This window comes from Methylobacterium sp. JK268 (assembly GCF_054052225.1).
The window spans coordinates 157355-182891 of sequence record NZ_JBSVZN010000007.1 but is presented as its reverse complement, the minus strand read 5'-3'; the positions used below and the strand labels follow the sequence as shown (position 1 = coordinate 182891).

Here is a 25537-nt window from a genome sequence, read left to right as displayed (position 1 = left end):
CTGGAGCAGTATCCGATTGCAGCGCGATCGGATACTGCTCTAGTCCGGGGCCGCGAGCAGGAAGTAGGTCTCCATCGGCCCCTTGCCCTTGATCTCCATGACGCCCCGCGACGCGCAGGGGACGTCCGCGCCGAGGGCCCGGCGCGTGCTCTCCGAGAGGTGGATCCGCCCCGGCTGCCCGTTCGATTCCATCCGGGCGGCGACGTTCACGCTGTCGCCCCAGACGTCGTAGGCGAAGCGGTTCTGGCCGATCACGCCCGCCACCGCCTCGCCCGAGTGGATCCCGATCCGAACCGCGAGGTCGAGGCCGTGCCGCCGCCCGACCGCCTCGGCCTCCGCCAGCATGTCGAAGGCGAGCTGGGCGATGCGCCGGGCGTGGTCGGGCACCGCCTCCGGGACGCCGCCCACCGCCATGTAGGCGTCGCCGATCGTCTTGATCTTCTCGACCCCGCGCCGCGCCACCGCGCGGTCGAAGGCCGAGAAGATCTCGCCGAGGAGGGCCACGGTCGCCCCGGGCGCGAGCCGCGCGGCGAGGGGCGTGAAGCCGACGAGGTCGCAGAACAGCACGGTCACGTCCGCGAACCGGTCGGCGATGGTCGCCTCGCCCCCGCGCATCCGGTCGAGGATCCGGCGCGGCAGGACGTTGAGGAGGAGCCGCTCCTCCCGCTCCCGCAGGAACTTGCGCTCGATCGCCATCGAGATGCGGGTGCGCAGGATGGTCGGGTCGAAGGTCTTCGGGAGGTAATCCTCGGCCCCGGCCTCCAGGCAGCGGACGATGCTGCCGATGTCGTCGATGCCCGAGATCACCACGACCGGGATGTGGCGGTGGGCCTCCGAGTCCTTCAGGCGGCAGAGCACCTCGAAGCCCGACAGGCCGGGCATGATCAGGTCGAGGAGGATGAGGTCGACATCCTGCGCGGCGACCGCCGCGAGGGCGGCCTCGCCGGTCTCGGCGAGCGTCACCGCGTGCCCCTCGCGGGTGAGGCGGCGCTGCAGCAGGTCGCGGTTGATGGGGTCGTCGTCCGTCACCAGGATCCGCCCGACGAGCCCGGGCGCGTCCCGGCCCGGCACGGTCCGGGCGACCTTGTGCAGGAACTCCGCGATGGCCGCGCTCGCCAGCGCCGGCTCGGTCTCGAGCCCCTCGCAAGGGCCGCCGAACTGGGTGAGCCGGTCGATCCGCGCGAGCATCCGGTCGGCGCAGTCGCGGACATGGGTGAGGTCGGCGACGAAGGGCTGGCCGTCGAGGACGGCCATGTCCTCGATCCACATCTCGCTGTAGCCCTTGATGGCGGTCAGGGGCGTGCGCAGGTCGTGCTTCAGGCGGGAGAGGGCGACGGCGCGCTCCCCGCCCTCCGCGGCGAGCAGGAGCCCCGCCGAGCCGGCCTCCCCGATCAAGCGGCCGAGCTGGACATTCGCCATCTTGATGCGCTGCAGGTCCGCCACGAACTCGGCGAACTGCCCGTGCCACGCATCCTCGACCATCATGTCGACGAAGCCGTCGATCGCCGCGCTCGGGGCCGAGAGGGTCTGGTCCAGGTAGGACCGGACGACCCGTGCCACGCGCCCGGCCGCCTCATCCGCGTCGCCGGATCGCATCGGCGCATCCTCCCTCATCGCGGGGGATCACCCCATCACGACGACCTGCGCGCCCACCGCCACCCGGGCATAGAGATCGATCACGTCCTGGTTGATCATGCGGATGCAGCCCGACGAGACGCTGCGGCCGATGCTCTCCGGCTCGGTGGTGCCGTGGATGCGGTAGAGCGTGTCCTTGTTGTTCTGCCACAGGTACATGGCCCGCGCGCCGAGCGGGTTGTGCGGGCCGCCCGGGACGCCGAGGCCGCTCTGGAGCTGGCTCACCTGCCGGGCGAGGCCGGGCTGGCGCGCGATCATCTCCTTGGGCGGGTACCAGTCCGGCCAGGCCTGCTTGGAGTTGATCGTCGCGTTCCCGGCCCACGCGAAGCCCTGGCGCCCGACGCCGACCCCGTAGCGGCGCGCCCGCCCGCCCGTCTGGACGAGGTAGAGGTGATGGGCGCGCGGGTCGATCACCACCGTCCCGGGCTCGTAGCGCCCGCCATAGGCGACGTCCTGCCGCAGGAAGGCCGGGTTCGCCCGCTGCCAGCGGAAGCCCGGGATCGGGAAGGGTTCGCCCGCCACCGGAGCGTAGGCGCGCGCGTAGTCGATCGGGCCGTCGTCGACGGCCTGGGCCTGATCCTGGGGCTGCTCCTGCGGCACCGGGCGGCGCGGGGAGCCCCAGAACGGGTCCGGCTCCGGCTCGACCGGGCGGCGCGAGCCGAACGGCCAGTCGTCCTCCGGCTCCGGCGCGGGAACCGGCGCGCGCTGCGGCCAAGCCGCGGCGGGGCGCGACAGGAGCGAGACGGCAAGGCCCGTCACGGCGCTCGCGACGAGGGTGCGGCGGGTCTGGTCGGTCATGGTCGGTACGCTCGGTCGACGGGACGGCCGATGGCCGCCTTCCGTGAGAAACTACAAGGGCTTGTCGACCGAAATGAGACCAAGAGGGCCTGCCGTCAAGATTGCCGCGGCGCCGCGTTCACCCCCGGCGGGCGCGCCCGGCATGACCGTGGCGCAACAGTCGATCGCGCGCAATATGCTGTTTCGTAGATTCTTATCCTATGAGGTAAAAACTTGAGTCTCGACAACTAAGTTGACCTTTGGAAAAAGTCATGCACATCGTGGAGTCAGACCAACATTGCGGTGTCGCATGACCAACGACGATGCAACCTCCACGCTCGACCTCGTCGGGCTCACCGCCGACATCGTGTCGGCCTACGTGTCGAACAACTCGGTACCGGCTTCCGAAGTGGCTGGGCTGATCGGCGCGATTCACGGCTCGCTGAACCAGCTCGTCGCCCCGGCGGAGCCGGAACCCGAGAAGCTGGTGCCCCCCGTGCCGATCAAGAAGACCGTCACGCCGGACCACATCATCTCGCTGGAGGACGGCAAACCCTACAAGACGCTGAAGCGTCACCTCGCGGGGCGCGGGCTCTCCCCCGAGCAGTACCGCACCAAGTGGGGCCTGCCGCCGGACTACCCGATGGTGGCGGCGAACTACGCCGCGCAGCGCTCCGAACTCGCCAAGACGAGCGGGCTCGGGCAGAGCCGGCGGGTGCGCAGCGCCGCCCGCAGCGCCGCGCCCGACCCGACCGTCTCCGGCGACGGCGCCCCGCGCCGCGGGCGGCCGCGCAAGGGCTGAGTGCCCGACGCGACCGGGTCAGCTGAACGATTGCGCGGGCCTGCACTCAGGAAGCGTTCAACTCGCGTGCCGTAACCAGGGCGGGAGTGCGGGCGGCCAAGCCCGGCCGTCCGGCCCTGAGTGGAGTGTGCACGCGATGACGCAGGTCAAGGTGTTCGGCCTCGCCGCCCTGGTGGCGGCCGGCCTCGGGTTGTCGTCGGCGGCGAGCGCGGCCCCGATCGGGCTCGGCGCCGCGGACGGTCTGTCGGGCGCGCCGGTGGCGATCCCGGTGCTGGGCGGCTGCGGTCCGGGCTTCGCGCCGGGCCGGTTCGGCTATTGCCGGCCGTTCTACGGGCCGCGCCCGTTCTACGGGCCGCGCTACTATTACGGCGGTCCGCGGCCGTACTGGCGGCGCCCGTATTACGGGCCGCGCCGCTTCTACTACGGGTACTGACCGCGCGGGGATCCGGCGCGGGAGGCGCCGGGTCCCGTCACGCCTCCGGGTCGGTGCGGCAGGAGAACCGGTCGCGGGCGGTGAAGCGGTCCGCGGCCAGGCCCGGCAGGGCGCCGCCGTAGATCTCCCGCGACAGGAAGGAGCGCTCGATCTCGATCTGCTCCTCGTCGAGGTCGACGTACCAGCAGCGCCGCCGGCTCGACCAGCGGTAGTTGCGATCCTTCAGCCGCTCCTTGAGGGCGAAGGGCGCCTCGGAGGCCCAGAGCCGCACGGTCGGGCGGCGGGCCGCGTCGAGCAGGGCCGCGAGGCCGAGCCGGCCCGAGCGCCGCAGGGGCTGGGCCAGGAGCCAGAGCAGCGCCTCGCAATCGTCGATCGCCCGGTGGCCGTTGTGGAAGCGGCCGTGATCGGCCAGCAGCCCGCCCAGCCGCGCCGCCTCGTGGCCCTCCTCGCGCCAGTCGATCTGGTGGCAGGAACAGGCCCAGGCGAGGCCCGCGAAGAAGGGCCAGCGCATCTCGCACATCCGCCGGTCGAAGCGCGCGTTGTGCGCGATCACGAGCTGCGCCTTGCCCGCCAGGGCCTCCACGGCGGCATCGTCGATGCGGTGGCCGGCCACGTCCGTATCCGTGATCCCGGTGAGGCGCGTCACCGTCTCGGGGATCGGCCCGCGCGGCTGATGGAGCTGGTTGAACCGCTCACGGACCCGGTAGATCCGGCCGCTGCGGCCATACGTGAAGGCCACCATCCCGAGCTCGATGACCTCGTCGGTGGCCGGGTCGAGGCCCGTCGTCTCCGTGTCGAGGACGAGGCCCAGATAGGTCGGCTCCGCGGGCGGCTCCGCCTCGGGCGCGAGCGGCTGCAGGCGCCGCAGCACCCGGTACTCCCCGGTCCGCTCCAGGATCCCGGCTATGTCGTCGAGCGCGTCCGTCACGCTTCACCCAACCGGACGTTTCATCATTGCCCGACTTAGCGTCGCCCGGGCCGGCGCGGAAGGCCGGCCCGGACGTCATCCACCGCGGGATCGCGATGGAGACGGGCCTCGCTCCAGTGTGCGGAGCGGGGCTCCCGGGCAGATCAGCCCGAGGCGGGCAGCGCGGCGCCGATCTCGGTGGGCTGGTCGGCGAGGCGGCTCGCGACGAGGATCCCGATGAGGGCGACCGCCGCGATGATGAGGGCGGGGGCCGCGTTCCAGCCGGTCGTGGCGATGAGCTGGTTCGCCGCCAGCGGGCCGAGGCCGGAGAGCAGCGTGAAGCCGAGATTGAGCGAGAGGGCGACGCCGCTGAACCGCACCCGGGTCGGGAACAGCCCGGCGAGCAGATAGGCGAAGGTGCCGTTGGCGCCCGCCACCGCCACCGTGAGGAGCGGCAGGACCAGGAACAGGTTGGCGTCGCCCGCGGCCAGCGCCCGGTAGGCCGGCACCACCCCGACCAGCAGGAGGAGGGCCGAGCCCTGCATCAGCCGCCGCGGCGGGACCCGGTCCGCGAAGGTGGAGGCGAGGAGCAGCGAGGCGGACATGCACAGGAGCGCCACGTTCATCGCCAGCGCCACCGCCTTGCCCGGGTAGTGCAGCACGCCGATCAGGTAGGCCGGCATGTGGGCGAACAGGATGCCGTTGAAGCCCGCCGTCAGCGCCACGATGCCGATGCCCTTGAGCACCGCGCCGCGGTGCAGGCGGATGACCTCGCCGACCGGGGAGCGGGCGGCCATGTGGCGCAGCCGCAGGAATTCGGGCGTCTCCTCGAGGGTGCGCCGCAGCCAGAAGCTGACGAAGCCGAGGAGGCCGCCGAACAGGAAGGCGGCGCGCCAGCCGTACTCGGCCATCGCGGCGGGCGGCAGCCAGGTCTGCAGGGCGAGGTTCGCCATGGCGGCGAGGAGCACGCCCGCATTCACGAGGCAGAACACGATGCCGCAGGCGAGGCCGGGCCGGCGCGAGGCGGTCTCGACCACGAAGGTGATGGCGCCGGGCAGTTCCCCGCCGATACAGAGTCCCTGAAGGAAGCGCAGGGCGACGAGCAGCAGCGTCGCCCCGACGCCCCAGCTCGCGTAGGTGGGCACCAGCCCCATGCCGAAGGTGCAGGCCGACATGGTGAAGACCGTGACCACGAACACGGTCTTGCGCCCGTAGCGGTCGCCGAAATGGCTCAGCACCATGCCGCCGAGGGGCCGGGCGAGGTAGCCGACCGCGAAGACCGCGAGCGATAGCGACAGCGCCGCGACCGGGTCGCTCGCCGGGAAGAAGGCGGCGGCGATGTCCTTGGCGAAGATCCCGTAGACGATGAAGTCGTAGTACTCGAGCCCGCCGCCCAGGCTCGCGAGCAGGGTCATCCTCCATTGGCGGCGGGTCATGTCGCGGCCGGCGGCTTCGGGTGTCATACCGGTGTCCCTCCCGGGCCTCTTGCAGGGGCCCCACGGGGCCCCATAGCCCGGTTCGCCGCCCGCGACTACTCGCCGCCCGCGGCTACATCACGGCGCCGATCTGCCAGGGCACGAACTCGGCGTCCCCGTAGCCGAGCGCCTCCGACTTCGAGCGCTCGCCCGAGGCCACCGCCAGGATCTTGGCGAAGATCTCGTCGCCCTTCTGCCGGATCGAGACGCCGTCGAGCACGTCGCCGCAATCGATGTCCATGTCGTCCTGCATGCGGCGGTAGATCTCGCTGTTCGTCGCGAGCTTGATCGAGGGCGTGGGCTTGCAGCCATAGGCCGAGCCGCGGCCGGTGGTGAAGCACAGGATATTGGCGCCCCCCGCCACCTGGCCGGTGGCCGAGACCGGGTCGAAGCCGGGCGTGTCCATGTAGACGAAGCCCCGCGCGGTCACCGGCTCGGCGTAGCGGAACACGCCTTCGAGCCGCGTGGTGCCGCCCTTGGCGGTGGCGCCCAGCGACTTCTCCAGGATGGTGGTCAGGCCACCGGCCTTGTTGCCGGGGGAGGGGTTGTTGTTCATCTCGCCGCCGTTGCGGGCCGTGTAGGCCTCCCACCAGTGAATCATGTCGACGAGCCGCTCGCCGACCTCGCGGCTGGCGGCGCGGCGGGTGAGGAGGTGCTCGGCCCCGTAGATCTCGGGCGTCTCGGACAGGATCGCGGTGCCGCCCTCGGCCACCAGCCGGTCGACGGCGGCGCCGAGCGCCGGGTTCGCGGTGATGCCCGAATAGCCGTCCGAGCCGCCGCACTGGAGGGCGAGCATCAGTTCGGAGGCCGGCACGGTCTCGCGCCGGACCGCTGCGACGGCCGGCAGCATCTCGCGGATCGCCGCGACGCCGGCCTCGACGCTGCGGCGGGTGCCGCCGGTCTCCTGGATGGTGAAGCTGCGGAAGGTGTCGCTCTCGCTGATGCCGTAGGCGCGCTTCCAGCGGTCGATCTGGAAGCCCTCGCAGCCGAGGCCGACCATGATCACGCCGCCCATGTTCGGGTTGGCCGCGTAGCCCCACTGGGTGCGCTTGAGGATCTCGCTGCCCTCGCCCTGGATGTCGTAGCCGCAGCCGGTGCCGTGGACGAGGGGGATGATCCCGTCGATGGTCGGGTAGGCGTCGAGGAGGCCGGAGCGGCGCACCTCCTCGGCGATGAAGCGCGCGACCGAGGCCGAGCAGTTCACCGAGGTGAGCACGCCGATGTAGTTGCGGGTGCCGACGCGCCCGTTCGCCCGGCGGTAGCCCTGGAAGGTGGCGCGCTCCACCTCCGGCACCATCGCGGTCGGGCGGGCCTCCTCGGCGAACCGGTAGTCGCGGGCGAAGTCGCCCTTGGCCTCGCCGAGGCCGACATTGTGCTCGTGCACCCACTCGCCCGGCGCGATGGCGCGGCTTGCGAAGCCGATGACCTGGCCGAACTTGCGGATGGGCTGGCCCTCCGGGATCGGCGCCGTGGCGATCTTGTGGCCCTTCGGCACGCGCCCGCCCGCCGTGATGCCCTCGACGGGATCGCCGGCCGCGATCGCGTCGACGGCGACCACGACGTTGTCCTCGGGGCTCAGGCGCACGGTGCGGGGCGGGACGGGGAGGGCGGTGGCGGCGGACATGGGTGGTTTCCTCGACGGGTGTGGTGTCGGGCGCGGGATCGCCCCGGTCCGTTCGGGCTGTCCGGGGAAAGGGAGAGACGCCTCCCCTCTCCCGGGTGGGAGAGGGGCCGGGGGTGAGGGTGGCTCGGCCTCAGCAAGAAGTCTGAACCGTGCCGCTCGCAGCTCGACCTTCGGAGTTCAATCCTGAACCCGAGCCACCCTCACCCCTGCCCCTCTCCCACCCGGGAGAGGGGTTCCCGCGCCCCATCCCGTCCCCGCACAGCTACACCGGGACCGAGGACAGTTTCCCGCGCCCTCATCGGAACGGTTCTTGTTTAGCCCACCGCCGCGGCCTTGGCGCGTCCCCCGAGATAGGCCGCCCGGATGTCGTCGTTGGCCCAGAGCTGCTCCGGTGCGCCGCTGAGCACCAGCTGCCCGGTCTCGAGCACGTAGCCGCGGTCGGCCACCGAGAGGCCCATGCGGGCGTTCTGCTCGACGAGGAGCACCGTGGTCCCGCGGCGACGCACCTCGGCGATGATCGCGAACACCGCCTGGACGATCACCGGCGCCAGCCCGAGCGAGGGCTCGTCGAGGAGCAGGATCCGGGGCTTGGCCATCAGCCCGCGGGCGAGCGCCACCATCTGGAGCTGGCCGCCGGACAGGGTCCAGCCGAGCGCGTCGCCGAAGCGGCGGATGTCGGGGAAGAGGTCGAACATCCCCTCCGCCTCGTCCCGGATCTGCCGGGCCGAGAGGCCCTTCCGGTTCGACGCGCCGAGCATGATGTTCTCGCGCACGGTCAGGCCCGGGAAGACCCGGCGCCCCTCCGGCACGTGCGCCACGCCGCGGCGGACGATGTCCTCGGGCTTCAGGCCGAGGAGCGACTGCCCCTCGAACAGGATCTCCCCGGAGGCGGGCTTCACCAGCCCGGAGATGGACTTGAGCGTCGTCGACTTGCCGGCGCCGTTGGAGCCGAGCAGCGTCACCACCTCGCCCGGTTCGACCGAGAAGGAGATGCCGCGCACGGCCTCGATCTCGCCGTAACGGACGGTGAGGTCGCGGATCTCGAGGAGTGCCATGGTCGTCCTCCTCAGGTCGGCGCCAGATCGGTCTTCAGGCCCGGATCGGGCAGGCCCGCCGCGCCCGGAGTCCCGGAATCCTGGCCCAGATAGGCCTCGATGACAGCGGGCTCCCGGAGCACCTCCGCGGTGACCCCGTCGGCGATGCGCCGGCCGAAATTGAGCACCGTGATGTGGCTCGCGACGTCGCTGACGAGCGTCATGTCGTGGTCGATGATCAGGATCGTCACGCCCTTGGCGGCGACCCGGCGCAGCAGCCCCGTCAGCGCCACCTTCTCGGTGCTGTTGAGCCCCGCCGCTGGCTCGTCGAGGAGCAGCAGCACCGGATTGCCGGCGAGCGCCCGGGCGATCTCGATCAGGCGCTGGTGGCCATAGGCGAAGGCCGAGACCGGCTCGTCCGCCCGGGCCTCCAGTCCCACGAAGGCCAGCGCGGCGCGGGCCCGCGCCTCCAGCGTCGCCCGGTCGTGGCCCTCGATCGGGTTCCCGGGCCGCTCGGCGCCGATGACCACGTTCTCCAGGGCGCTCATCGACCGGAACAGCCGGATGTTCTGGAAGGTCCGCCCGAGCCCGGCGGCCGAGCGGGCGTGGGGCGCCGCGTGGGTGATGTCCTGCCCGTCGAGGCGGACCCGGCCGGCCGTGGGCCGGTAGAGGCCCGAGAGCACGTTCAGCGTCGTGGTCTTGCCCGAGCCGTTCGGGCCGATCAGCGCGTGGATGCCCCCGCGCGTCACCGTGAACGACACTTGATCCACGGCCTTGAGGCCTCCGAAATGCTTGGCGAGCGCCTCGACCTCCAGCACGGGCGCCGGGCTTGCCGGCCCCTGCGTGAGGACGAGGTCGGCGGCCCGCGGCGGGGCCGCGCGGCGCGCCCGCAGGCGCGTCACCTGGTCGCCGAGGAAGCCCCAGATGCCCTCCGGCATGAACACGACGATCAGGATCACGGCGAGCCCGTAGATGGCGAGGTAGAGCCCCGGGATCTCCTTCAAGAACCGCAGCCATTCGGGGATCAGGATCAGGAGCCCGGTGCCGATCACCGCACCGGCCGGCGAGCCGACGCCGCCGAGCAGCGCCATGGTCAGGAAGACGATGGATTCCGCGAAGGAGAACTGGTCGGGGCTGACATAGGTGAAGCTGCCCGCGAACAGTCCGCCGCCGAGGCCGGCGAGCAGCGCGCCGATCGCGAAGGCCGAGACCTTGGTGCGGTAGACGTCGATGCCGGTGACGCCGGCCGCGAGCTCGTTGTCGCGCACCGCCCGCATGGCCCGGCCGAGCCGGGTCCGCGGCATGTGCCAGACCAGCCAGGCCACCACCGCCAGCATCGCGAGGCACAGGCCCAGATAGGCCTGGCCGTCGGTGAACAGGGAGGGGCGCTGGATGCGCGGCACCCCGTCCGGCCCGTGCGTGACCGGGATCCAGTTGGTGAGGACCAGGGTGAGGATCTGCTGGAAGCTGATCGTCACCATGGCGAGGTAGTGCCCGCCGAGCCGCAGCGTCGAGGCGCCGAGGAAGGCGCCGGCGACGAGGCAGGCGATCATGCCGGCGACGAGGCAGAGCCAGAAGCTCACGCCCGCATCCACCGTGCCGAGCCCGACCGCGTAGGCGCCGATCCCGAAGAAGGCCGCCTGCGCGAGGTTGATCTGCCCGCACAGGCCCAGCACCACGGTGAGCCCGATCACCGCGATGGCGTAGGTGGCGGCCTGCATCAGGATGTTGAGCAGGTAGCCGTTGAGCGGGGTCGCGACGGCGGCCGCCACGATCCCGGCCGCGGCGAGCGCGTAGACCAGGGAGCCGAGGGGGAAGCGCCGCGGCGCGGGGGCGGCCGAGGCCGCGACGCCCGCCTGGGGAAGGGGTGAGCCGGTCATGCCTTCTCCGCGATGCGTTCGCCGAACAGGCCCTGGGGCCGCAGAGCCAGGAAGGCGACGAGGACGATGAACGCGAAGGCGTCCTTGTAGGGCACCGAGACGTAGGCGGCCCCGAAGGTCTCGATGATGCCGAGCGCCAGCCCGCCGATGATCGCCCCGGTGACGTCGCCGAAGCCGCCGATGATCGTGGCCGCGAAGGCCTTGAGCGCGATCGTCGCCCCCATCTGGATCGACACGAACAGCACCGGCGCCACCAGGATGCCGGCGATGCCGCCGAGCACCGCGCTGTACACGAAGGTCAGCATGATCATGCCGGCCACCGGGATGCCGAGCAGCGCCGCCATCTCCTTGTCCTGGGAGGTGGCCTGCAGCTTCTTGCCGATCAGCGTGTGCTCGAAGAACCAGTACTGGAAGGCGACCAGCACCGCCGTGACCGCGATGATCAGCAGGTACTGGCTGTCGAGGAAGACCGGCCCGAGCAGGATCCCCTGCGTCTCGAAGACCGGCGGCAGCACCTGCGGCTGCGGCCCGTAGAGGGCGAGCGTGGTGTTGGCGAGGAAGATCGAGGCGCCGATGGTCGAGATGATCACCGGCAGGTAGCTGCGGTGGCGCAGCGGGTAGTAGACGCCGAGGTTGAACAGGGCCCCGAGCAGCGCCATGCCGCCGATCGCGAGCAGGAAGGACAGCCAGTAGGGCCATTCCAGGTCGACCGCGAAGACGACCATCAGGAAGGCGGCCACCATCGAGAACTCGCCCTGGGCGAAGTTCACCACGTTGGTGGCGCGGAAGATCAGCACGAAGCCGAGCGCCACGAGGGCGTAGACGGCGCCGATGCCGATCCCGGTGAAGAGGAGCTGGAGGACGAGGTCCATGCGATCCGCCCGGGCCGAGGGGTGAGGGGCCCGCCGGGACGGGCGGGCCGACGGGGGCGAATTAGCCCTGGTTGAAGTCGATCCGCTTCTCGAACGTGATCGTGCCCTTCTCGTTCTTGACGACGTTGTAGCCGTGCAGGCCGTCGCCGTTCTTGTCGAAATTGTAGGTGCCCTCGGCCCCCTCGTGGCCGCGCACGGCGAGCAGCGCCTCGCGGATGGCCTGCGGGTCGGTCTTGCCGGCCTTGTTGATCGCCTGGGCGAGGACCGTGACCGCGTCGAAGGTCCAGGAGGATTGGTTGTCGGGGGCGAGCTTCGTCACCGCCCGGTAGGCCTTGCCGAAGTTGCGCGCCGCGTCGCTCGATTCCTCGGCGTAGTCGGCGACCCCGAAGGTGCCGAACAGCGAGGGGCCGGCGAGCTTCAGCGCCGTCACGTTGGTGATCGAGGGCGAGCCGACCCAGGGCACCGTGACGCCGAGCTGGCGCAGCTGCCGGGCGAAGATGCCGAGGTCGTTCTCGAAGGTGAAGTAGGAGCCGATCACCTCGGCACCCGACTGGCGGATCGCCAGCACCACCGGCGTGAAGTCCTGGCTCTGGTTGGCGTAGCCCTGGTCCAGCGCCACCGTCGCGCCGGCCTTGCCGAGCGCCTCGGTGAGCGCCTTGGCGCCGCTCGTCCCGAACGCGTCGGTGGAGTGGATCACCGCCCACTTCTTCTTCTGCAGGGTGGTGACGCCGTAATCGGCGATCACCCGGGCCGAGAAGCTGTCGTTCGGCCGGAACCGGAACATCCAGGGATTGCCCATCTGGGTCAGCACCGGGTCGGTGCCGCCGAAGCAGACGGGCTTGCCCGTCTTCAGGATGTCGGGCGCCATGGCGTGGTTCTGGGTCGAGCGGATCGACCCGACGAAGCCGACGAGGTCGGGCTGCGAGGCGAGCTTGGAGAAGGCGAGCACCGCGCCCGGATTGGTGGTCTGGTCGTCCTCGGTGACGATCTCCAGGGGCTTGCCGAGCACGCCGCCGGCCTTGTTCACGGCCTCCAGCGCGATCTTGGCGCCGTTCAGGGCGAAGCGCCCGGCATCCGCGCCGGGGCCCGTCACCGGCAGCACCATGCCGATCCGGGTCGTCGACCCGGCGCCCTGCGCCCAGGCGGAGCGGATCACGCCGGGCGCTGCCGCACCCATCGCCGCCGATGCGGCGCCGCCCAGGAACACGCGACGCGTCGTCCTCATGAGGATTTCCTCCCGTCAGGCCCGGTATCGTTGCCCGGTTCTTGGCCGAGATAGGACACGGGCAGCGCTGCCATGTCCAGTCCCCGGGGCGCGCGAATGGCGAATAGCGAGTGGCGAATGGGGAAGATGGGGACAGGGCCGATCCGGATTGATGATCGCCGGGCGCCGATTGGATCCGTGCGGCTTGGATCCCCATTCGCCATTCGCTATTCGCCATTGGCCAACAAGAATCCTTCGGGAGGATCGCATGCTCATCGCCGCCACCGGCCTGACCGCCTTCGTGCGGGACATCTTCGTCGGGGAGGGCTGCTCGCCCGGGGAGGCCGAGCGGATCGGCCGCTACCTGGTCGCCGCCAACCTTACCGGGCACGACAGTCACGGGGTGATCCGAGTGCCGCGCTACGTGGCGTGGCTGCGCGAGGGCGAGGTCGTGGCCGACCGGACCCCGGAGGTGGTCACGGACTCTCCCTCCTTCGTGCTGATCGACGCGCAGTACGGCTTCGGCCAGACCGCCGGTCCCGTCGCGACGCGGACCGGGATCGCCCGGGCCAAGGCGAACGGGGTGGCGATCGTGGCGCTCCGTCATTCGGGCCATCTCGGGCGGATCGGCGAGTGGGCCGAGCAGGCCGCGGCCGAGGGGCTGGTCTCGGTGCATTTCGTGAACGTGGCCGGGAGCCTGCTCGTGGCGCCCTTCGGCTCGGTCGACCGGCGCTATTCGACGGCGCCCTTCGCGGCGGGCTTCCCGGTCGCGGGCGGGGAGCCGATCATCCTCGACTTCGCCACCTCGGCGGTGGCCGAGGGCAAGGTGCTGGTGGCCTCGCAGGGCGGCAAGCCGCTGCCCGAGGGCGTGCTGATCGAGCCCGACGGGCGGCACAGCGGCGATCCGCGGACCCTGTTCGGGGATTACGAGGGCACGCCGGATCGCGACAACCGCCGCGGCGCCGGGGCGATCCGGGCCTTCGGCGAGCACAAGGGCTCGGGCCTCGCCCTGATGTGCGAGCTCCTGGCCGGCGCGCTCACCGGTTCGGGCACGGCCGGGCCGGGGCCGAAGCGGTTCTGCAACGGCATGCTGTCGATCTACATGACGCCGGAGGCCTTCGGCTCCGCGGACGCGGTCGCGACCGAGACCCGCACCTATCTCGACTTCTTCAAGAGCGCCCGCGCGGCCTCCCCGGGCGGGGAGGTGCTTCTGCCCGGCGAGCCCGAGCGGCGCACCCGCGCGCAGCGCCTCGCCGAGGGCGTGCCGCTGCCCGACCCGGTCTGGGCGACGCTCCTCGACGCGGGGAAGCCGCACGGGCTCGACGGGGAGGCGTATCGGGGCGAGGTGCGCTGAGCGCACGAGGGGGCTGGCCTCGCTCCGGATGGAGCGGGGCTGTCCGGGAACGATGTGAGGTCCTTCTCCCCTCTCCCGAGTGGCGGAGGGGCCGGGGGATCGGAGATCCCGCGTGAGGGACGGACGCTTCAGCAAGTGGACTGAACCATCAAGCTGCCAGCGGCGCGGTTGTCTTCTTGCTGAGACCGAGCCACCCTGCGCGATCTTCGATCGCCCCTACCCCTCTCGCACTCGGGCTACCGTGTGCACACAGCCGTCGAGAAACGCTCTTTTTCAACAGGATGATCGATCACATCGATCAGATATCGGGCCGACCCGTCATCGCTCATCCGCACTCGCTGCACGATCGCCTGCATGGCATCCGAAGGCTCGACCGACGCCGACCAGGCTGACGCCCGGTAGATGTCATCCAGCCAGGCGATGGTGATCCACAGCATTAGGCCCGGTCGATGGCAACAAACCAAAATCCTCATGCTGAGGTGCGACCGTAGGGAGCCTCGAAGCACCCCAGAACAGTCCGTCAAAGTCGGCATCGTGCTGGATCTATGGTCAGGAGTGCTTCGAGGCTGCGCGCGATCTTCGATCGCCGCAGTACCTCAGCATGAGGGGTGTTGTGCGGTCCAGATACGTTCAGCCGATGAGCCGGCTACAACGGTGTGCACACACGGTAGCCCGCACGGGAGAGGGGTTCCTGCGCCTCATTTAATGTTATGCGTGCCCAATACCGCGCGTCGGCCTTCCGGCCGCGACGCTACCCCTCGCCCGCCCGGGCGACCGGCGCCGTGTCGGCCCGCATCCGCTCCGCCACCGTCCGCGCGAGCGCCGTGGCCTGGCCGCGGATGTCGGGCACGGCGGTGCATTCCCAGAGCGTGCCGCGCAGGAGCGGCCCGAGGGTCCAGAGCGGGCGGCCCGCCGCGCCGTCGGCGCTGAGCACGGTGAAATCCTCCGCGACGGCGAGCCCGAGCCCGAGCGCGTCCGGGCGCGCCAAGCCCCGCTGCATCAGCCGGCGCAGGAGCGGGTCGTCCGTCCGCGCCACGCTGCCGAGGCCCGAGGCGTCGACCAGCCGCTGCACGCCAAGTTCCCGCACCGCCTGGCCGCCATGCCCGCGGATCCGCACCGCCGCGAACCCCGCCTGATCGGTCACCGCCTCGATCCGCCCGCGCAGCAGCGAGAGCCCGCCCGCGTCGATCTCCCGCCGCACGATCTCGGCCGCCGGAGGCGCCATCCGGTGCCGGTGCGCGTCCCAGACGCTGCGCAGGTGGCGCAGGAAGCGCCGCTGCTCGGCGAGGGGCAGGCCCCGCCACAAGGCCACGCTGACCGGGCGCAGGGCGTCGATGACGGCGCGCCAGTCGCTGCCCTCCTGGGCGGCCCGGGCCGCCTCGGCGCGCAGCCGCCGCAGCAGCGCCCGCACGGAGCCGCGCTCGGCCTCCGCGAGGACGGGTGCCGGCCAGGGCGCCGCCGGCGCGTGCACCTGCGGCAGGTAGCCGTGCCGGGACAGCGCCACCACCGGCCCGGCGAAACCCCGGCGCCGCAGGGCCGCGACCGCGTCCACCATGGTGAGGCCGGTGCCCACGATCAGCACCGGCATGTCCGCGCGCAGGCCGTCGAGCGGGCTCTCGTCCCAGGGGTCGATCTGGTAGCGGGTGCTCCAGGCCCGCCCGCCGCGCAGGTTGCCGGAGGCCAGGATCACGCCCGCCACGCTCCGCACCCGCCCGGCCGCCAGCGTCAGGCGGAAGCCCTCGGGCGCCGGCGCGAGGTCCACCACCGCGTCGTTCTCGAGGAGCAGCCGCGCGGAGGCCGGCTCGGTCAGGGCGCCGACCAGGAGTTCCGTGAGGTAGCGGCCGTACAGGCCGCGGGCCGCGAAGATGCCGGCCGGCGTCGCCCGGATGCCCGCGAGGTCGTCCCCCCCGCAGCTGTCGAGCCAGCGGGAGAAATGCTCCGGCTCGTCCGGGAAGGCGCTCATATTCGCCGCGCGGACGTTGAGGAGGTGGTCCGGGCACCCCGTCGCGTAGGCGAGGCCGCGGGCGAAGACGGCCGATTTCTCGCACAGGAGCACCGGCCGCTCGGGGGGCAGGAGCCGGCTGAGGTGCAGGGCCGCCATGGTGCCGCTGAAACCGGCACCGATCACCGCGACGGGGGGCAGGGACATTCGGACGATCCTGGCGAACCGGGCCCCGATGGGCGCGGCTCTCAATGGGCTCGGTCCGCGGCGTATGGTCAAGGGGCGCCAGCCGGCCCCGGCCCGCGAAGGCGGGCGGGACCGGTCGCGCGGCTTCGCCGCTCAGGTCTCCTGGCAGCGGATGAGGCGCGTCGCGCTCGCGCCGCCCTCCGGCACGATCGGCCGGAACTTGCCCGTCTCCGGATCGCGCACCCGCAGCTCGCCGGTGGCGATGCCGAAATGCGCCCCGTGCAGCTGGAGCCTGCCGCGCTCCACCAGGATCTTCACGCAGGGGAAGGTCATCAGGTTGCGCAGGCTGTTCTCGACCGTGGCGTATTCGAGCCGCTGCAGGTAGTCGCCATCCGCCTCGGGGTCGACCCGCTCCGCCGCCGGCGCGATCAGCGACACCCAGCGGCCGATGAAGTCGCCGGGCGACAGTGGCGCCGCCGAATCCGCGAAGGCCCGCACGCCGCCGCAGCGGGCGTGGCCCAGCACCACGATGTGCTTCACCTTCAGGGCCTGCACGGCGAATTCGAGGGCCGCCGAGGTGCCGTGGTACTCGCCGCCCGTCTCGAAGGGCGGCACGAGGTTGGCGACGTTGCGCACCACGAACAATTCGCCCGGCCGGGCGTCGAAGACCACCTCGGGCGAGACCCGGCTGTCGCAGCAGCTGATCACCATGATCTCGGGGCTCTGCCCCTCGGCCAGCGCCTCGTAGCGTCCCCGCTCGCGGGCGAAGCGGTCGTCCAGGAAGGCGCGGTAGCCCTCGGTCAGCGTGTCGGGAAGCATGATGCAGCTCGTCGGATGACAGGGTTGCAAGAGCCAAGTTCGCCCGGGGGTTCGCCCCAGGTTCCCGGCGGGGAGACGGATGCCGCCCCGATCGTCATCTAGGAAGCGCCCTCGCCCCAGGCCAGTTGGACCTCCGTCACCGGCTCGCCCGCCGCGATCCGCCGCGCCAGGGCCGCGAGCCCTCTCGGCTCCACCCGCTCCGGCGTCGCCGCGAGTTCGTCGAGGGGCCACCAGCGGGTGCCGAGCACCGGATTGTCCTCCGTCTCGGCGAGCCGCGAGGTGTCGATCCGGTCGCTCGGCAGCCGCACCACGAAGTAGCGCTCGATCGCCACCCGCGGCTTCGTGAACAGCGTGAAGGGCCCCTCGCAGCGGGCGACCAGGGGGCCGAGCGGCGCGTCCGCGACGCCGATTTCCTCGTGCAGCTCGCGCCGGCATGCCTCCTCGGGCGTCTCCCCCGGCTCGATCCCGCCGCCCGGCATGAACCAGAAGCGGCGGTCTCCCGGCCGGGCCGGGTCGACGTCGCGCACCGCCTCGTAGGCGATGAGCAGCAGGCGGTCCTGCGGGTCGAAGACCAGGGCGCGGGCGATGTCGCGGGTCGGCAGGGTCATGGGGAATCGTGCTCCGGGAGGGTCCAGATCGCGGCGGGCAGGCCGTGGCCGTCGCGCTCCGGCGGATCGGGATAGGACACGCCGCGCCCGCGCGCGATCCCCCGCGCCACCAGGAGGCAGGCCAGCGCGTCGAGGAGATCGTCGGGCTTGGCGCCCCGCGGGGCCGCCGCCTCGGCGGCGTCCCCGAGCCCGGACCGAGCGAGCAGCGCCCGCCGCAGGGCCGCGCCCTCCGGGATGCGCTTGGGCAGGGGCAGCGGCGCGCCGTGGAGCCGCGCGAAGGCGAGTTCGGGATGCACCTCGTAGACCCGCTCCCGCAGGTCGGCCCGCGCCCGCAGCAGCGCGTCGACGGCCCGGATGCGGGGGAACAGCGCGTTGGCGGGCGGGGAGGGCGCGAAGGGCTGGATCGCCCGGGCGAGCGCGATGGCGCGGGCGTAGTCCGGCGCCTCGACCACGGCTCGGGACGAGGTCGGGAAGACCGAGGCCCGCCGCGCGCCGAGGAGCGGGCGCACCAGGGCCTCGGCGCGGCGTCCGCCGACGCCGACCCGCTCGGGCAGGCCGATCGGGATGTCGACCGCGACGATCGCGGGCGCCTCCGGCCCGTCGCAGATCGCGGCGAGGTCCGGCACGACGCGGATGCGCACCGGCGATCCGTCGGGTCCCTGAAGGGCCGCGATCCAGCCGCCGGGGCAGCCGTCGACGCCCGCGATCCAGGATCCGGCCGTCAGGACGAATACTTCACCGAGCAGCCGTAGGGCCGGGCGGTCTTCACCGTCACCGGTCGGCCGGCCGCGACCTCGGTCAGGGCCGCATCCACGAGGTTGTGCGCGGTCTTGAGATCGGCGGCGTTCACCGAGGGCTTGTCGTCGATGCCGCCCATATAGGCGACCGTGCCGTCGCCCCGGATCACGAACATGTGCGGCGTGGTCTGCGCCCCGTAGGAATGGCCGACCGCCCCCTGCGGGTCGAGCAGCACGTCGGTCGGGGCGGCGCCGCGCTCGGCGGTCAGGCGCTTGGCCGCCGGCCCGTCGACGTAACCCTGCTCGCCGGGGGCCGAGGAGATCACCGAGAGCCAGACCACGCCCTGGCCGGTCCACTTCTTCTGCAGATCCTGCATGGCGTGGGCGCCGTAATGCTTCTGAACGAAGGGGCATTCGTGGTTCGTCCATTCGAGGACGACGGTCCTGCCCTTGAAATCGTCGAGGGCGACGCTGCGGCCCTCGACGTCGGTGGCCCGGAAGGCCGGGGCGGGCTTGTCCACCGCGGGCGCCGCGGCGACCGGGGCGGCGAGGCAGGCGAGCGCGGCGGCCGCGCAGGCGGCCCGTCGGATCATCGTCGGCATTGGGGGATCACTCCTGGCTGGGAGAGGCGGCACCGAGGGACGCCGCCCGGCGCGGCGCGGCGAGCCCGTCGAGGGCGGCCAAAACCGTCGATTCGGTGAGGATCTGCGGCAGCACCTGCGCGTCGCCGGGTCCGCGATAGAGCAGGTAGAGCGGCACGCCCGAGCGCCCATGGGCCTCCAGCACCCGGGTGATCTCGGGGTTCTGGTTGGTCCAGTCGCCCTTCAGGTAGGCGACGTTGCGGGCCTGGAAGGCGTCGCGGACCGCCTGGCCGGCCAGCGCCGTGCGCTCGTTGATCTGGCAGGTGATGCACCACGCCGCGGTCATGTCGATGAAGACCGGCCGGCCCTGCGCCAGCAGCCCGTCGAGCCGGGCCTGCGTGAAGGGCTCCGGCCCGCCGGCCACCGTCACGGGTGTGGCGCCCGCCCGGTCGCGGTCGAGGGCCGCGCCGATCAGGCCGAGCGCCACGAGCCCGAGCGCCGCCGCCCCGAGGGCTAGCCGGCGGCCGAGGGGTCCGGCGCCGCGCCCCCGCTCCAGCGCGAAGGCACAGAACCCGACCAGCACGAAGCCTAGGAGCGCCAGGAACAGGCCGGCCGGGCCGACCTGCTGGCTCAGCACCCAGACGAGCCACGCCACCGTCGCGTAGAGCGGGAAGGCGAGGAAGCCCTTCAGGGTCTCCATCCAGGCGCCCGGCCGCGGCAGGCGCCGGACCGCCGCCGGCCACAGGGTGAGGAGCCAGAAGGGCAGGGCGAGGCCGAGGCCGAGGGCGGCGAAGACCGCGAGGCTCACGGCCGCCCCCTGCGTCAGGGCGAAGCCGACCGCCGCGCCCATAAACGGCGCCGTGCAGGGCGTCGCCACCAGGGTGGCGAGCACGCCGGTGAAGAAGGAGCCTTCGAGCCCCGCCCGGCGGGTCAGCCCGTCGCCGACGGCCACGAAGCGCCCGCCCAGCGTCAGCGCCCCCGACAGGCTGAGGCCCATGGCGAAGAGCCCGTAGGCGAGGCCCGCCACCACGAGCGGCGACTGCAGCTGGAAGCCCCAGCCGATCTGGGCGCCGCCGGCCCGCAGCCCGATCAGCAGCCCGGCGAGGCCCAGGAAGGTCGCGAGCACGCCGGCCGTGTAGGCGAGCCCGTGCAGGCGCACGCGGCCCGCACTCTCCCCCGATTGCCGCACGAGGCCCAGCACCTTGATCGACAGGACCGGAAACACGCAGGGCATCAGGTTGAGGAGGATCCCGCCCAGGAAGGCGAGGAGGGCCGCCTGCCAGAGGCCCGTCGGCCCGTCGTCGGCCAGGGGCGGCGCGGCGGTCTGGGGCGGCGCGGCGGCCGGAGAGGGCGAGGTGGAGGCGGGAGACGCCGCGGGGGCCGCGGCGTCTCCGAGCGCGAAGGCGTGGCGCACCGGCCCGTCGGCGGCGTCCTCCGTCAGGGTGAGGACCCCGTCGAGGCGGCCGATCGGGCCGGCCGGCGCGAGGTTGCTGCGCCGGAGCCCGACATGCAGTCCGGCCGCGTCGACCGAGACCGCCTGCGGGGCAGCGTGCTCGATCGCCGTCTCCGCGTAGGGGAAGAAGGCGAGGTCGTGGATCGTGTCGGGCTTCAGGCCGGGCGCGTCGAGGTGCAGGGTGAGCGCGTCGCCGTCCTCGGTCAGCCGCGAGGGCCAGGGCGAGGGCTGCGGCAGGGCGGCGCGGGCCGCGGCGAAGCGATCGGCCTGACGCGGGTCGGGCCGGGCGCTGGTGCCGGGCGGGGCGACCGGGAGCGTCAGGGCGAGGCTCGCCTCGCCCGGGATGCATTCCCGCTCGCAGACGAGGTAGGAGACCTTGGCCTTGAGGGGCGCGGCGCTGCCGTCGAGGCGCTCCGGCGGCGTGATCGTGGCGGTGAGGAGGGTCTCGCCCTCGTAGCCGAAATTGACGAGGTCGGCGACCGGGATGCGCGCCGGCACCGGCCAGGCGATCGGCCCGGCGGAGAAGCCCGGCGGCAGGGTCCAGGCGATCTCCGGGGCGAGGCCGGAATCTCCCGGATTGCGCCAGTAGACGTGCCAGTGCGGCTTCATGGTGAGCCGCACCCCCACCGTGAAGGGCTGGCCCGGGGCGATGGCCGCGGGCTCGGCGACGAGGTCCGCCCGCACGAGGTCGGCGTATTTGGGGTTCACCCGCGGCGCCTGGGCGGCGGCCGGAGCCGCGGCGGCGGGCAGGATGAAGGCCGCGAGGGCGAGGAGCAGCGACGGGAGATGGCGCATCGGGATCCTTCCGGGATCCCCATAGCCGGACTCCGCGGCCGCGGCGAGGCGACGGGCGGACGCGTTTGCGTGAGGAGCGCGGCGCGTCACCTTCCCCCTGCTGCGATTATCGTGTGAGTGGATCTTTTTAGCCGGTTCATCAAATCCGCGATTCTGGAAGACTCAGCACGCCTCACGCTGAGATGCTGCGCAACGGCCCCTCTCCCGAGTGGGCTAGCGCGTTCACACTTCGCTTCCCGGCATCAAAAAAGCGCTTCTTTCGCAGTCGCTTGAACGGAAACGAGGAGACCCGCGGGATCCCCTCTCCCGTGCGGGAGAGGGGTAGGGGTGAGGGTCCCGGACCGTGCCGTCATCGAGCGAAGACGGTCGTGCTGGCAGCGGGACACGTCAGAAGTCTTGCTGAACCACCTGGACCCTCACCCCTGCCCCTCTCCCGCACGGGAGAGGGGTTCCCCGCGCCGGACTCACCGAGTCATCCGCTTGAACAAGCGATTGTCTTGTAACAGTTTTTCGATCGCCGTGTTCACACGGCAGCCCCTCGGGAGAGGGGATCCCGCGCCCGTCTTGAGCGGCCATTACCGAGGATGGAATGCTCTTGCCGCACACCGGAACACGTTTTCCTCCCCAAGGGACGGCGAAGCCACCGACGAACTGATGCGGCGCGATTGTCCGGAGGCTGTGTGCACACGGTCACCCTCTGCGGGCCGGGCATCGCATCCGGGCAATCGGGATGAGCGTGCCGCCTCCGTCGACCTGCCCCACGCCCTCCCAGCCGCGATGGCTCCGGCCGCACCCTGCGCCTCCTCGACCCCGACGCATGGCGCACGGCCGTGACCCGCTCCCTCGCCGCCCTGCGCGCGGGTCTCGGCCTGTCGGCGACCCCGACCGCCGCCCGCTCAACCCACCCGGAAATGCGCCTCCACCGGCCGCGCCGCCTTCCCGTTGATCGGCAGGATGTCCTGCGGGCAGGCCGAGAAGGCGATCACGAGGTCCATCTCGGCCCGGAAGGTCACGAAGCCGCCCGGCACCGGCCGCGGCGGGGCCGCGAAGGCGAGCCGCCCCTCCGCGTCCCACGGGATGTTCATGAACAGGTTGAGCGGGCTCGGGATCTCGGGCGGCGCCAGCCCGAGTTCGGCCAAGCCCGCCACGAGGTTGTCGGCGCAATTGTCGTGGTGGCCCTCGTGGCCCAGGAAGGCGTAGCGGTGACGGTCGCAGGCCGCGATCAGCGTGTCGTGCACCCCGCCCGAGGTGTCGTCGAGCCAGGTCAGGATCGGCCGGCGGCGGTTGGTGCGCATCACGTCGCCCGGCCGCGGCACCAGCCGCAGCATGTGCGCCCGGGAATGCTCCATCGACATGAACTCGGTCAGGTCGTCCCGGTTGAAGGCCCAGGTATCGACCACCTGCTCGCCGTGCGTGTTGACGACCGTGACGGTCTCACCCGTCGCGACGAAGGCCGCCTTGCCGCTGCGGGCCGGGATGGTGACGAGGCTCTCGGTCATGGCTCAACCCCGCGCCGCGATCAGGTCGATCTCGACGATGCCGCCGCGGGCGAGGTGCGTCACCCCGACCGTGGTGCGGGCGGGCAGCCGGCCCGGCGCGAAGTAGGTCTCGTAGAGGGCGTTCATGGCGGCGTAGTCGCGGGGGAAGTCGGTCAGGAAGATCCGCACGCAGACCACGTCCGCGAAGGTCAGGCCGACGCCCGCCAGAACCCGGCGCAGGTTGTCCATCACCTTGCGGGTCTGCGCCTCGATCCCCTCCGGGATCGGGGTGGCATCGTCGTCCGGGTCGGTGGCGAGCTGGCCGGTCACGAAGACGAAGCCGTTCGCCTCGACGGCGTGGCTGTAGGGCGCCACCGGCTTGGGCGCGTCGGGCATCAGGTGGAAGAGGGGGCTCATCGGGTCTCCCTTGCGGCGTCGCCCGCGTAGCGGGCGAGGAACTGGCGCGCCCGGTCGGTCCGGGGCTGCGCGAAGAAGGTGTCGGGCGCGCCCGCCTCGACGATGCGGCCCTGGTCGAGGAAGACAACGCGGCTCGCGGCCTCGCGGGCGAAGCCCATCTCGTGCGTGACCACCACCATCGTCATGCCGTCGCGGGCGAGATCGCGCATGACGCGCAGCACCTCGCCGACCAGTTCCGGGTCGAGGGCGCTCGTCGGCTCGTCGAACAGCACGAGGTCGGGCTTCATGGCGAGCGCCCGGGCGATCCCGACCCGCTGCTTCTGCCCGCCGGAGAGCCGGGCCGGGAAGCTGTCGCGCTTCTCCGACAGGCCGACCTTGGCCAGCAGCGCCTCGGCCTCCTCGCGGGCCTCGACCTTCGACAGCCCGAGCACCTGCACCGGGCCCTCCATGACGTTCTGGATGACGGTCAGGTGCGGCCAGAGGGCGAAGTGCTGAAAGACCATCCCGATGCGGGCGCGCAGGCGCGACAGCGCCCGGTCTCCCATGACGACGCCGCCCGCCGTCACGCCGACCGGCTCGCCCTTCAGCAGGATCTGGCCCGCATCCGGCCGCTCCAGCCAGTTGATGCAGCGCAGCAGCGTCGACTTGCCCGACCCCGAGGGCCCGAGCAGGCAGACGGTCTCGCCCCGCTGCACCTGCAGGCTCACGTCCTCCAGCACCGTGAGCGGGCCGAAGTGCTTGGAGATCCCCACCAGTTCGAGCGTCGGGCGGCCGTGCAGGATCGGGCTCTCGGGCATCGCTCTCATCGCCGCGCCTCCGCCAGGCGGCCGATGCGGGCGACGCCGGCCTCCACGATCAGGCAGAGCGCCCAGTAGAGCAGCACCGCCGAGATGAACGCCGCGAACGGGACGTAGCGGCGCGACTGGATGGAACTCGCCGCGTGGGTGAGTTCGGGCAGCGCGATGATGGTCAGGAAGGCGCTGTCCTTGATGATCTGGATGGTCTGGTTGCCCAGCACCGGCCCAGCCGCGAGCAGGAGCGGCGGCAGGATCAGGCGGCGGAACAGCCGGAATCCGTGGAGCCCGATCGCGTGGCCCGCCTCGATCGGCTCCCGGGGCAGCGCCGCCCAGGCGCCGCGCAGGATCTCGGCCGTGTAGGCGGCGTGGTAGAGGCCGAGCGCCGCCAGCCCCGCGCTCCAGCTGTCGAAGTTGAGACCCAGGGAGGGCAGGCCGTAATAGACGATGTAGGCGAAGAGCAGGAAGGGCACGCAGCGCAGCGCGTCGACGACGCCCTGCGCGGCTGCCCGCACCGGCCGGACCCTCGCCATCAGCACGGGGGCGAGGAGCGCCCCGAGGCCGAGCGCGATCAGCGCGGCGACGACGCTCAGCGCCACCGTGTTGGCGAGGCCGGCGACCAGCAGGCCGCGCTCCTCCCAGACGATGCCGAAATCGCGCATCAGGCGGCTCCGAGGCGGGCCTGCCGGCGCTCGATGAGGCGCTGGACGAGGACGAAGGCGTAGACGATGGGCGCGTAGACGGCGATCGCCACCATGAAGGGCGGCAGCGGCTCGAAGCTCTCGGCGCCGATCCGGACCGCCGCCCGCGTGATGTCGACGACGCCGACCACCGCCAGCACCGGCGTGACCTTGACGAGGAGCGACATCTCGTTGACGAGGCCGGGCAGGCTGGCGCGGGCGATCTGCGGCAGCACGATGCGCCGGAAGCGGGGCAGGGCCGGCAGGCCGATCGCCTTGGCGGCCTCGTACTGGTCGCGCGGGAAGGCCATCAGGGCGGCGCGCCAGACCTCGCAGTTGAAGGCCGCGGTGTTCATGACGAGGGCCAGGATCGCCGCCGAGACCGGCCCGATCGGCAGGCCCACCTCCGGCAGGGCGAAGAACAGCAGCAGGAGGAGCGTCACGAGCGGCGTCGCGCGCAGGAGGCTGACATAGACGGCGACGATCGGCGCGGCGCCCGGCACCCGCGCCCAGCGGATCACCGCGAGGGCGAGGCCGAGGGGCAGCCCGATCAGGATGCCGATGCAGGAGAGGGTCAGCGTGGTGACCGCGCCCTGCAGGATGGCGAGGACATCGAGCCAGCTCATGCGGGGCGGCCTCGCGCATCATCCGCCGCCCGTCGTCGGCCACGGGAAGAGAGCAAGGACCGTGTGCAGCTTTCGGTCACGGTGCGGAAGCATCCTGCTTGATGACGACGGTTGGGCTCTGGTTCGGCCAAAGAGCGCGCGGGATCCCCTCTCCCACCCGGGCTTGCTCATTCACACTTCGCCGGATGAGGCGCGGGTTTCTCCTCTCCCCGCGTGCGGGGAGAGGGCTGCGGACCCCTCGTCGGGTCCGCAGCGAGCCCGCAGGGCGAGGGTGAGGGGGCGGTCCCGAAGGAGCCTCATCCTGCGCCTCCCCCTCACCATCGGCTGCCGCCTCGCCGCGCCGACGACAAGGTCGTCGCGGCCCTCTCCCCGCACGCGGGGAGAGGGCATGCGCACCACCCGAAGTGTGAATCCGCAAGCCCAC

24 protein-coding genes are annotated in these 25537 nt (G+C 72.1%); 3 read left to right on the top strand and 21 right to left on the bottom strand.

Features of this window, described 5'->3' with window-relative positions; genetic code table 11:
• Positions 1-39: 39 nt before the first annotated feature.
• Positions 40-1596, bottom strand: coding sequence for an adenylate/guanylate cyclase domain-containing protein (locus ACW9J6_RS09510; RefSeq protein WP_457116220.1), 1557 nt, complete (start codon positions 1594-1596; stop codon positions 40-42).
• A gap of 27 nt (positions 1597-1623) precedes the next feature.
• Positions 1624-2433, bottom strand: coding sequence for a L,D-transpeptidase (locus ACW9J6_RS09505; protein ID WP_457116219.1), 810 nt, complete (start codon positions 2431-2433; stop codon positions 1624-1626).
• 289 nt (positions 2434-2722) lie between these two features.
• Here ACW9J6_RS09505 and ACW9J6_RS09500 point away from each other — a divergent pair, with 289 nt between their 5' ends.
• The gene (locus ACW9J6_RS09500; RefSeq protein ID WP_457116218.1) at positions 2723-3214 is read left to right on the top strand and encodes a MucR family transcriptional regulator; all 492 of its coding nucleotides are present in this window, start codon (positions 2723-2725) and stop codon (positions 3212-3214) included.
• A gap of 136 nt (positions 3215-3350) precedes the next feature.
• Entirely contained in the window at positions 3351-3647 is a 297-nt protein-coding gene (locus tag ACW9J6_RS09495; RefSeq protein WP_457116217.1) for a GCG_CRPN prefix-to-repeats domain-containing protein, read from the top strand.
• A gap of 37 nt (positions 3648-3684) precedes the next feature.
• Here ACW9J6_RS09495 and ACW9J6_RS09490 read toward each other — a convergent pair whose 3' ends face one another.
• From ACW9J6_RS09490 to ACW9J6_RS09460, 7 genes are all read right to left on the bottom strand, one after another.
• Positions 3685-4575 carry a 3'-5' exonuclease gene (locus ACW9J6_RS09490; RefSeq protein WP_457116216.1) on the bottom strand — a complete coding sequence of 297 codons (891 nt, stop codon included), beginning with the start codon at positions 4573-4575 and terminating at the stop codon, positions 3685-3687.
• Positions 4576-4718: 143 nt separating this feature from the next.
• Positions 4719-6017, bottom strand: coding sequence for an MFS transporter (locus ACW9J6_RS09485; RefSeq protein ID WP_457116215.1), 1299 nt, complete (start codon positions 6015-6017; stop codon positions 4719-4721).
• Between the two features lie 85 nt (positions 6018-6102).
• On the bottom strand, positions 6103-7653 hold the full coding sequence (locus ACW9J6_RS09480) for a UxaA family hydrolase (RefSeq protein WP_457116214.1): 1551 nt from the start codon (positions 7651-7653) through the stop codon (positions 6103-6105).
• Between the two features lie 314 nt (positions 7654-7967).
• Entirely contained in the window at positions 7968-8708 is a 741-nt protein-coding gene (locus ACW9J6_RS09475) for an ABC transporter ATP-binding protein (RefSeq protein WP_457116213.1), read from the bottom strand.
• Positions 8709-8719: 11 nt separating this feature from the next.
• A complete protein-coding gene (locus ACW9J6_RS09470) occupies positions 8720-10567 on the bottom strand; it encodes a branched-chain amino acid ABC transporter ATP-binding protein/permease (protein ID WP_457116212.1) in 1848 nt (615 codons plus the stop codon).
• Positions 10564-11439, bottom strand: a complete 876-nt coding sequence (locus ACW9J6_RS09465) for a branched-chain amino acid ABC transporter permease (protein ID WP_457116211.1) — start codon at positions 11437-11439, stop codon at positions 10564-10566. Before ACW9J6_RS09465 ends, ACW9J6_RS09470 begins: the two co-directional genes overlap by 4 nt.
• 61 nt (positions 11440-11500) lie before the next feature.
• Positions 11501-12664, bottom strand: coding sequence for an ABC transporter substrate-binding protein (locus ACW9J6_RS09460; RefSeq protein WP_457116210.1), 1164 nt, complete (start codon positions 12662-12664; stop codon positions 11501-11503).
• A gap of 247 nt (positions 12665-12911) precedes the next feature.
• Here ACW9J6_RS09460 and ACW9J6_RS09455 point away from each other — a divergent pair, with 247 nt between their 5' ends.
• Entirely contained in the window at positions 12912-13997 is a 1086-nt protein-coding gene (locus tag ACW9J6_RS09455; protein ID WP_457116209.1) for a malate/lactate/ureidoglycolate dehydrogenase, read from the top strand.
• A gap of 236 nt (positions 13998-14233) precedes the next feature.
• Here ACW9J6_RS09455 and ACW9J6_RS09450 read toward each other — a convergent pair whose 3' ends face one another.
• The 12 genes from ACW9J6_RS09450 to ACW9J6_RS09395 form a co-directional block, all read right to left on the bottom strand.
• Positions 14234-14434, bottom strand: coding sequence for a hypothetical protein (locus tag ACW9J6_RS09450; RefSeq protein WP_457116208.1), 201 nt, complete (start codon positions 14432-14434; stop codon positions 14234-14236).
• A 314-nt stretch (positions 14435-14748) separates the two neighbouring features.
• Positions 14749-16146: an FAD/NAD(P)-binding protein gene (locus tag ACW9J6_RS09445; RefSeq protein ID WP_457116207.1), complete on the bottom strand. Its 1398-nt coding sequence runs from the start codon at positions 16144-16146 to the stop codon at positions 14749-14751.
• Positions 16147-16278: 132 nt separating this feature from the next.
• Complete coding sequence (locus ACW9J6_RS09440) at positions 16279-16944, bottom strand: carbonic anhydrase (protein ID WP_457116206.1); 666 nt, start codon at positions 16942-16944, stop codon at positions 16279-16281.
• 98 nt (positions 16945-17042) lie between these two features.
• A complete protein-coding gene (locus tag ACW9J6_RS09435) occupies positions 17043-17552 on the bottom strand; it encodes an NUDIX hydrolase (protein WP_457116205.1) in 510 nt (169 codons plus the stop codon).
• Positions 17549-18193, bottom strand: coding sequence for a DUF429 domain-containing protein (locus tag ACW9J6_RS09430; RefSeq protein ID WP_457116204.1), 645 nt, complete (start codon positions 18191-18193; stop codon positions 17549-17551). Before ACW9J6_RS09430 ends, ACW9J6_RS09435 begins: the two co-directional genes overlap by 4 nt.
• Before the next feature lie 80 nt (positions 18194-18273).
• Positions 18274-18891 carry a redoxin domain-containing protein gene (locus ACW9J6_RS09425; protein ID WP_457116203.1) on the bottom strand — a complete coding sequence of 206 codons (618 nt, stop codon included), beginning with the start codon at positions 18889-18891 and terminating at the stop codon, positions 18274-18276.
• A gap of 7 nt (positions 18892-18898) precedes the next feature.
• The gene (locus ACW9J6_RS09420) at positions 18899-21118 is read right to left on the bottom strand and encodes a protein-disulfide reductase DsbD family protein (protein ID WP_457116202.1); all 2220 of its coding nucleotides are present in this window, start codon (positions 21116-21118) and stop codon (positions 18899-18901) included.
• A gap of 896 nt (positions 21119-22014) precedes the next feature.
• The gene (locus ACW9J6_RS09415; protein ID WP_457116201.1) at positions 22015-22617 is read right to left on the bottom strand and encodes a DUF1989 domain-containing protein; all 603 of its coding nucleotides are present in this window, start codon (positions 22615-22617) and stop codon (positions 22015-22017) included.
• 3 nt (positions 22618-22620) lie between these two features.
• Positions 22621-23013 carry a RidA family protein gene (locus ACW9J6_RS09410; protein WP_457116200.1) on the bottom strand — a complete coding sequence of 131 codons (393 nt, stop codon included), beginning with the start codon at positions 23011-23013 and terminating at the stop codon, positions 22621-22623.
• Positions 23010-23819 carry an amino acid ABC transporter ATP-binding protein gene (locus ACW9J6_RS09405; protein WP_457116199.1) on the bottom strand — a complete coding sequence of 270 codons (810 nt, stop codon included), beginning with the start codon at positions 23817-23819 and terminating at the stop codon, positions 23010-23012. The genes ACW9J6_RS09410 and ACW9J6_RS09405 overlap by 4 nt, the downstream gene beginning before the upstream one ends.
• Positions 23816-24469 carry an amino acid ABC transporter permease gene (locus ACW9J6_RS09400; RefSeq protein ID WP_457116198.1) on the bottom strand — a complete coding sequence of 218 codons (654 nt, stop codon included), beginning with the start codon at positions 24467-24469 and terminating at the stop codon, positions 23816-23818. The genes ACW9J6_RS09405 and ACW9J6_RS09400 overlap by 4 nt, the downstream gene beginning before the upstream one ends.
• Positions 24469-25113 (bottom strand): amino acid ABC transporter permease, encoded by a 645-nt coding sequence (locus ACW9J6_RS09395; protein ID WP_457116197.1) that lies wholly within the window; start codon positions 25111-25113, stop codon positions 24469-24471. Before ACW9J6_RS09395 ends, ACW9J6_RS09400 begins: the two co-directional genes overlap by 1 nt.
• Positions 25114-25537: the final 424 nt, after the last annotated feature.